Genomic DNA, 8,279 nt, shown 5'->3' on the forward strand with positions numbered 1-8,279 from the left:
GTCTATACTTTTCATATCGCAGTTGTATAAGCTCTTCCGAGGATAATAGTATCAATTTTTTTAGAGATGATTCGATTACAGATTCAATCATTTTTGCCTGTGATTTTATATCATTTTGTGCTCCACCTTTAATTTCAGGAATGATTTCATCAATAATTCCTAAATGTTTTAAATCTTTTGCTGAAATTTTCATATGTTCAGCAGCTTCTGGAGCATACTTAGCGTCCTTCCATAGGATAGATGCTGCTCCTTCTGGCGAAATTACCGAGTACCATGAATACTCTAACATATGGATATGGTTACCGACACTAAGGCCAAGAGCTCCACCACTTGATGCCTCTCCAATTACAATACAAACAATTGGCACTTTAAGTGTAGCCATTTCAAATAGATTTCGAGCTATCGCTTCAGAAATTCCACGTTCTTCAGACCCTTTCCCTGGATAGGCGCCTATTGTATCAATAAATGTAATAATAGGGCGATTAAATTTATCAGCTTGTTTCATAAGTCTTAGCGCTTTTCTATAACCTTCTGGATGTGCCATTCCAAAATTTCTTTCTATACTTTCCTTTGTATTTCTACCTCTTTGATGACCAATAACCGTAACGGGCATCCCTTTAAATTTTGCAATACCACCTATCATTGCTTTATCATCACCATATAATCGATCACCATGAAGTTCGAGAAAGTTTGTAAACAATAAAGGTATATAGTCCAATGTCGTGGGCCGGTTACGTAGCCTTGCAATTTGAACTCGTTGAAAAGGTGTAATATTAGAATAAATTTTATCTTGCATTTTATTTAAACGTTTTTCTAATACATGAATTTCTGACGATAAATCTACATTATTTTCTTTCATAATTTTCTTTAATTCATCAAATTTCTCTTTTAATTCAATAATAGGACGTTCGAAATCCAAACTCATTTTATCCTCCAAATGTTATGATTTACCTCACTCTAATCAAAAGGCTTAGAAATAGAATCAATAAATAATTCAAAACCATCCACAACTATTTTTTGTTCTGATTCTGATAAATTATTGAGAATACTTTGATAAAATGTAATGGATTGCTCTCTTAAGCAATTAACAGTTATGTGACCTTTTTCTGTGAGGTGCAGAAAAAGTTCTCTTCTATTTTTTTCATTTACTTCACGATAAACAAGCCCCTTTTTTACTAACTTATCTACCAATCTACTTACAGTTGAAGTCTCTAATCTAAGTTTATTGGATAGTTGCCAAACAGTTAATTTTTCCACCTCTAGTTCCTCTAACGCCATCATTTGAGAAGTTGGTAAAGGTTTTTCAAATGGTCCATTGGGCAAATTTTGAGATTCAAAAACCCCAGTTATTATAATCATTTTCTTAATATCTGTTCTTAGTTTTAAGGCATCTTCTCTTTTCAAAAAGGTCACCCTCCTACAACTAATGTATCATACATCAATTGTATTATACATGAATATGATTTTTTCACAAGCTTAACGTAAGCCAATATTACAACATGGACGAGATATTTCTTCTTGTTAAAATGGTATAAGTGGATTGTTTTCTACAAATGGCAGAACATCAATTATGTATCAGGGGCCTTTATGGGGTACCGCTCATCGCAATCAAGCTAAGAAAATAAAACTACCATAAAAACGAAATTTTGTGACAACTCGCAACAAAAAACTCATAATTTTTGGGGGAATTCTAAATTCTTAAGTTGATGGGCATGGGGTCACTATATCATTTCGGGAAAATTGTACGTTTAGAAATAATTTGGACATAAATTAACCAAATACGCTGCTTTTTTATTTTGCATAGAAAAAGGAACCAATACAGGCTCCTTAGTTTGATTCTGAAGTTTTGTAGTTTTTCTTGATGATATTCTTTATATCGATGATAAAGGATATCAGAAATATCACAACCAGAACAACATTTATCCAGTAATATGTATTTCCTATTGTAAATTTATTATAAAAAGATTGGACATTATACAATATCAGCATTGCTGTTAAGAAAGCGGAGCATGCTAACGCACCAAAACTTTTCATAATGGTCACCTCAATTCTTAAATTTATGACTTTCAATACAATTATACATTTAAATAAAAGGATTTACAAAAGGTTTAAGATATATAAGGGATTACTATATCACTCTGGGAAAATTGTACGCTAAGGCCTACAAACCCTTATCATTACAAGCTGAATACATGTTCAAAAAGATAAAAACCTAAGTTTAATTGAACATTGATTTGTTTACACACTTTATGAACATGGTTATAACTAGAAAACATTGATATTATTGAGTTTTATTCTCTGTTCATAAACATAAGAGTTTCTTAACAAAGACTCAACATAAATTATGTGGATTCCGTTTTCATCCACAACGTAAGAACTGGTGTGTGAAAACCTTTCTCTGGCATTTTTGATAAATACAGTACACAATACTAAACGTTTAGTTTACTATATAATTATCAGTAAAAATCCCTAAAAAATGGAGGTATGCACATTGGATAAGGAAAACATTGTATATAGTAGGGTCTGGTTCATTACTGGAGCTTCAAAAGGATTTGGACGTGCATTAGTTGAGGCAGCACTTGAACAAGGTGATATGGTAGTAGCTACAGCACGTAAACCAGAAATTTTAGCACAATCTTTTCAAGATAATAATCATTTATTAATCCTGCCTTTAGACGTAACGAATTCTTATCAGATCCAAGAATCAGTCGAAAAAGCCATTGAAAAATTTGGGCATATTGATATTTTAGTCAATAATGCCGGGTATGGACTGTTAGGCGCAGTGGAAGAAGCGAACCTGGAGGAAGTAAAACAAGTATTTTCTACTAATGTTTTTGGTTTGCATGCTGTAACACAAGCTGTCTTACCCCATCTTCGATCCCAAAGGTCCGGTCATATTATCAATATCTCTTCAGTTGGTGGATTTTCAGGTTCTATAGGATGGGGAATCTACAACTCCACTAAATTTGCAGTGGAAGGATTATCGGAAGCGTTATCGTTAGAAGTGAAACCTTTAGGTATTCACGTTACCATTGTCGAACCAGGAATGTTTCGTACCGATTTTCTTGCAAGTTCTATGCGTTCTGTTAATACAGTTATTAAAGATTATACAAATACTTCAGGACAAACACGAGAAAAGGCTAATGAAAGTAGCGGTAATCAGCCTGGTGATCCTAAAAAGGCAGCTTCAGCTATCTTGAAGGTTGTTGCAGCTGATGATCCACCACTAAGACTTGTTTTGGGGCCTGATTCCCTAAAACGAATAAAAACAAAACTTGAACAAGTCAAAACAGATTTAAATAATTGGCAAACTGTCACATTAAGCACAAATATAGAGGATGAACAAATTGGTTAATTACGAGGTAAAACAGTCAAATTCTGAGCATAAGCGAGGGAGACCCCGCAGCAATAAAGTAAGTGAGCGCATTCTGAAAGCTACTATCGAACTTTTGTTTGAAGAAGGACTTCGGAAAACAACTGTTGATGAGATTTCTGCCCGTGCTGAGGTTAGCAAAGCAACTATTTATAAGTGGTGGCCAAACAAGAATGTAGTTTCAATAGATGCTTTTCTATTTAAAATGGAAGCAGAGGTTAAAATACCTGATACTGGATCTGTACGTGAAGATTTTTTACAACAGTTACTTTCAGTTATGCGATTTTATAAAAGTCCTATTGGTAAGGTGTTTACCCAACTCATTGCTGAAAGTCAATACGATCCTCATATAGCTACCATATTTCGTGAACGGTTCCTAGTCAGTCGACAAAATGCTGTGCAAGTTATGTTGCAGCGGGGATTTGATCGCAACGAGATTCGAAACGATATAGACTCTAAAATTATCATTGATTTAATTTATGGGCCTATGATATATCGACTTCTTACAGGACATGCACCTTTGGACGACAACCTTGCAAAATCGATTGTTGATGTGGTGATAAAAGGGATAAGAGTATAATCTTTATATCTTGATAGAACACACCGTTCGATGCTTCGAGCGGTGTGTATTTTATTTTGTTACCATTCATTAACAATTAATTAAGATTTTCTGAACAAATATCTCTTCGCGTACAGCAAAAGGGGTTGATTGTGACAATAATGTGTCTAAACGTACAGAATTCCCGGAATGATATGGTGAGGCCTAATGGGTCACTTGCAATCCGTTGACTCATCCAAATACAAATAGTAGCTAAGTCTGATCCAGAAAACTTGCGTTTTCGCTTTACAAACCCAAGATTTCTTGCAAGTTCTTCTAAAAATACAGGTGAAACATATCGTTGTAATTCTTCCGCAAATGGTTGTAGTTCATCTTGAATCGAGAGATTCATAAGAAAACGTCATCCTTACTAATCTAGCATTTTTTAGAAAGAATAACGTTTTTTTCGTTTTATCTTGATGACAATGGGCGGTACCCCTTTGAGAGCAAGAATATTATCAAGAATTGACTGTTGTTTATTTATGCCATATAATTCATATATGAAATATATGGTAGCTTTCAGAGAAATAAGAGAGATATGTAGGAATAGTTGTAAAGTAACATATTCATTATTTGACAGAAAATATAATTATTCATATCTAATTTGTCTAGTGTAGACTTCATTCTCTGAAGAAAGGGTGTTTTCTATGCAAATAGTGGCAAGAGAATTATATACTTTAATTAGAGATGTATATCATCAATTACAAAATAATCTGGAAAGTCAATTAGAACAATTCGACATCAGTATAGTTCAATTTGGAGTAATACAAGTGTTATCAGATTCAGAAAAAACTTCTATGTCTGATTTAAAACAAAAAATTGGTTGCGCTCCTAGTAATGTTACTACTATGATTCAACGAATGAAGAGAGATGGTTTTGTAACAACTACTAAAAATCCAGCTGATCAAAGAGAAACCCTGGTATATTTAACTGAAAAAGGTAAAGAAACAAAAGAAAAAGTAAATATTCAATATAAGGTATTTCTTAAAGAAAACTTTTCTTATTTTGATGAAGAAAAATTTATAACTTTATCAGAAATTCTCAAAGACCATAAACGCCATTTATTAAATGTTGAAAAAGGAATAATAAAAGTGTAACTAATAGTTACACTTTTGTTTAAACATATACTTCATATATGAAGTATATGTTTGGATATATATTTCATATGTGAAATAAAATCAAAAGACAAGGAGAGGTTTAAGTGAATGACAAAGGAATTAAACCTATGTTGTTTTTACTAGCAGTTGTAGCATTTTTTGTTGGAATGGATTCTTTAGTGGTATCACCTTTAATTCCTGATATCGCCAAATCCACTGCAACACCGATGGGAAAAGGAGGGTGGTTAATTACCTCTTACGCTTTATTTTATGGATTAACAGCTCCATTTTTCGGACCGATTTCTGATAAATTTGGTCGTAAACAAATGATTGTAACAGGAATGTTTATATTTTCAATAGGAACTTTTTGTACAGGACTAACTCAAGATTTTAACACGATTTTAGTTTTCCGTGCATTAACAGGGTTATCAGGAGCTATGATTATGCCAAGTATATTTGCATTGATAGGTGATAAAATACCTTATAAAATGCGTGGTATGGCAATGGGAATGGTAATGGGGGCAATGGTTGGTTCAACAGTTTTAGGAGTACCGATTGGGGCTTTCTTAACTTCTGTTGGTAACTGGCAATGGACCTTTTATGGTATAGGGATTTTAGCAATGTTGGTTGCAATTATTGTAATGATCATGTTGCCTAAAACGCCACCAACTAATCAAATTCCAGTGTCTGCACCAGTGGCAATGGTGTCTGCGATTAAAACTGCGTTTACAAATACATCTATATTCTTTGCATTATTATCTACTTTCTTGTGGACTATTGGTTTACAGGGGATGTTTTCTTATATTGGAGTTTATTACAAAGAAAATTTTGATTTTAGTGTAGAAAAAACAGGAATGGTAATTTTTTTGGCGGGAGCAGGTAGTATTATAGGCAACGTCATAGGTGGTAAATTAGCAGATAAAATCGGTAAAAAAGTAGTTATTTCAATTGCTACTATTATCGCTGCAATTGGGGTTATTAGTTTCTCATTGTTAACTGAACATTTAATATCTGCAATTATTGTACACGTAGTATGGAGTACATCAATTGGGTTTGGACAATCTTCATTAACTGCTTTAATCTCAGAATTAAGTCCAAAGGTAAGGGGTACCGTAATGGCTCTTAATAGCTCAGCGATGTATATTGGAATGATGTTTGCATCTGCAAGTGCTTCCTGGTTATTAGTTCACGGACAGACATTCTTATCTATTGGCATATTATGTGCAATGGCTAGTTTTCTAGTACTACCGATTGTTCATTTTTTAGTGAAAGATAGTACAGCAACAATAGTAGACGGACAACAAACTCAAGTAAAGTAGTAAGGATAAATAATCCAAATGTATATGTCGAAATTATTTATTTAAACATTTTTTCTATGTTAAAACACCAATTCTTCCTGTAAAAAGAAGAGGTACCGCCACATCGTCATCAAGCTAAGAAGATACAACTACCCCCAGAACGAAATTTTGTGCTAACTTGTAATAAAAAAGCTCATTTTTTCGTTTTGGGGTGGATTTGTTTTCTTAAGTTGATGGGCATGGGGTCACCATACATGCCCATCAACTTAAGAATGGAAACAAAATGATCTTTCGTTCATATGAATGAAAAAACGCTTAAAATACTTTGTATCCTTAAAAATGAACATGCCAAATAAACCTCAATCGGCCAAATTTCAAAAATTATACAGCTTTCTTTTGTCTTCTCAATCCATTGTACTCATAAACAACACCCAAAATATCAAAGACTGTTTTCTTCTCATATCGGTGAGATTTCCGTCCATTCTTTTGTAGGAGGTGGAACAGATGGATAAGAATCTTTGTTATTTCTTGGGTGTTTTGTTGTATGGCTTGATACAAAATGTATAAATGATCTTGAATCATTCCAATTGCTTTATATTCGCTTAATTCTTTTTGTTTCTTTTGTAAAATCAATTGTCGCATCTTAAACATAGTAGAAGAACATAGAAAAATGGCAATGAGTTTGCCATAAACATGACATTCTAATCGCTCTTGTTTGATATTTTGCCAATGATGAATTTGAAATAGAGATTTCCAAGTTTTAAATATGATTTCGATTTGCCAGCGGAGGGAGTAAAAATCATGTATTTGTTCCATCGGAACAATCTCCCAAGGTGTATTGGTAACATATATGTTAATGCCAGCTAATCGTTTGCTTTTCTCTGAATACGTAATACCCTTTTTACTTTCCGTATACACTTGTTTTTTCCTACGTTCACGAAGTTGTTTTTCTGTTAATCGATACATAATCACCCGAGTGAATAGTTTTGTATTTTTTCCAATATAAGCATCTTTTATTTCATAGACCTGCCCAGGTTTTAAGGTATTCATAATTTGTTCTAAATCAACTTTGATGTACTGAGACTGTTTTTTTATTGCCCCATTTCGAAAGTATTCAGGAAATTGATTTTTGATATACACCATATTGTTTAATTTGAGTCGTGATATATAATACACACCACGTTGATCCATTTGATCTAAATCATCCAGTGAATAATAGCCTAAATCCCGRATACAGAGGTCTCCGGGACGTAATGTCGCTAAACACTCTGTTCCAAAGGTTTTATCATTATTTTTCCCTGGTTCAACTTGAAAATTTAAAAATTGTCCACTATGTAAATCATATTCTAACTGAATTTTTATACCCGCTGTTTGAGCACAACCACCTGATCCAGGATATACACTAGCTAAATGCTTTGGCACTTGAAAAATTGTTGCATCTAAAATACGAATTCGTTAAAAATAAGCAATTGAAGAACTAGGAATTACTGATGTTTCACAAATTTTACTTTTTAATAACGAAGAGAAAATATGTTTTAAAAAGCAAACAGCTTTTTTATTGAAACGCTTATTGAGTCCTTCTGGACTCATAGTGGTTCCTGTAACAGCATGAAGTTGACTACACAGTCTCACTAAAGAATCACTCGCTACTCGTTGGCTAATCCAGACGCATATAGTAGCTAAATCATGCCCTGAAAATTTACGTTTTCGCTGTACAAAACCTAGTTCTCTAGCGAGATTTTCCAAGAACGAAGGGGTAAGATGTTCATATAATTCTTCAACAAATAATTGTAGTTCACTTTGAATCGAAAGATTCATAAAAAACGTCATCCTTTCTGTATATTTCTACAAAAAGAATAACGTTTTTTGTATTTGAGAGTATTAAAATCTTTTATGTTGAGGAACGTATATTG

Annotated in this window: 7 protein-coding genes and 2 pseudogenes; 4 read left to right on the top strand and 5 right to left on the bottom strand. The window is 33.3% G+C overall.

The features are described 5' to 3' along the window. From AC1DTM_RS14095 to AC1DTM_RS14105, 3 genes are all read right to left on the bottom strand, one after another. The coding region (locus tag AC1DTM_RS14095) for an acetyl-CoA carboxylase carboxyltransferase subunit alpha (protein WP_477000374.1) at positions 1-925 on the bottom strand (925 nt) is incomplete at its 3' end. A gap of 32 nt (positions 926-957) precedes the next feature. After that, entirely contained in the window at positions 958-1,404 is a 447-nt protein-coding gene (locus tag AC1DTM_RS14100) for a MarR family winged helix-turn-helix transcriptional regulator (RefSeq protein ID WP_002095873.1), read from the bottom strand. A 423-nt stretch (positions 1,405-1,827) separates the two neighbouring features. Then, the gene (locus tag AC1DTM_RS14105; RefSeq protein ID WP_088099316.1) at positions 1,828-2,034 is read right to left on the bottom strand and encodes a hypothetical protein; all 207 of its coding nucleotides are present in this window, start codon (positions 2,032-2,034) and stop codon (positions 1,828-1,830) included. Between the two features lie 457 nt (positions 2,035-2,491). On the opposite strand from AC1DTM_RS14105, the gene AC1DTM_RS14110 reads away from it, so the two are divergent. Both AC1DTM_RS14110 and AC1DTM_RS14115 read left to right on the top strand, forming a co-directional pair. After that, a complete protein-coding gene (locus AC1DTM_RS14110; protein WP_088099317.1) occupies positions 2,492-3,355 on the top strand; it encodes an oxidoreductase in 864 nt (287 codons plus the stop codon). Beyond that, a complete protein-coding gene (locus AC1DTM_RS14115) occupies positions 3,339-3,953 on the top strand; it encodes a TetR/AcrR family transcriptional regulator (protein WP_234814253.1) in 615 nt (204 codons plus the stop codon). The genes AC1DTM_RS14110 and AC1DTM_RS14115 overlap by 17 nt, the downstream gene beginning before the upstream one ends. Positions 3,954-4,137: 184 nt before the next feature. Here the strand turns inward: AC1DTM_RS14115 and AC1DTM_RS14120 are convergent. After that, a pseudogene (locus tag AC1DTM_RS14120) lies at positions 4,138-4,323 on the bottom strand (IS4 family transposase); the annotation flags it as partial. A gap of 295 nt (positions 4,324-4,618) precedes the next feature. Here AC1DTM_RS14120 and AC1DTM_RS14125 point away from each other — a divergent pair. Beyond that, positions 4,619-5,068 (top strand): MarR family winged helix-turn-helix transcriptional regulator, encoded by a 450-nt coding sequence (locus AC1DTM_RS14125; RefSeq protein WP_088099319.1) that lies wholly within the window; start codon positions 4,619-4,621, stop codon positions 5,066-5,068. 104 nt (positions 5,069-5,172) lie between these two features. Continuing rightward, positions 5,173-6,387, top strand: a complete 1,215-nt coding sequence (locus tag AC1DTM_RS14130; protein ID WP_088099320.1) for an MFS transporter — start codon at positions 5,173-5,175, stop codon at positions 6,385-6,387. 360 nt (positions 6,388-6,747) lie between these two features. On the opposite strand, the pseudogene AC1DTM_RS14135 reads toward AC1DTM_RS14130, so the two are convergent. After that, a pseudogene (locus AC1DTM_RS14135) lies at positions 6,748-8,184 on the bottom strand (IS4 family transposase). Positions 8,185-8,279 lie beyond the last annotated feature (95 nt).

This window comes from Bacillus sp. P4_D3 (assembly GCF_056401855.1).

Excerpts from the sequence above, each read along its gene's own strand:
- AC1DTM_RS14105 (WP_088099316.1), bottom strand. The coding sequence starts at position 2,034 with ATGAAAAGTTTTGGTGCGTTAGCATGCTCCGCTTTCTTAACAGCAATG.
- AC1DTM_RS14115 (WP_234814253.1), top strand. The coding sequence starts at position 3,339 with ATGAACAAATTGGTTAATTACGAGGTAAAACAGTCAAATTCTGAGCAT.
- AC1DTM_RS14125 (WP_088099319.1), top strand. The coding sequence starts at position 4,619 with ATGCAAATAGTGGCAAGAGAATTATATACTTTAATTAGAGATGTATAT.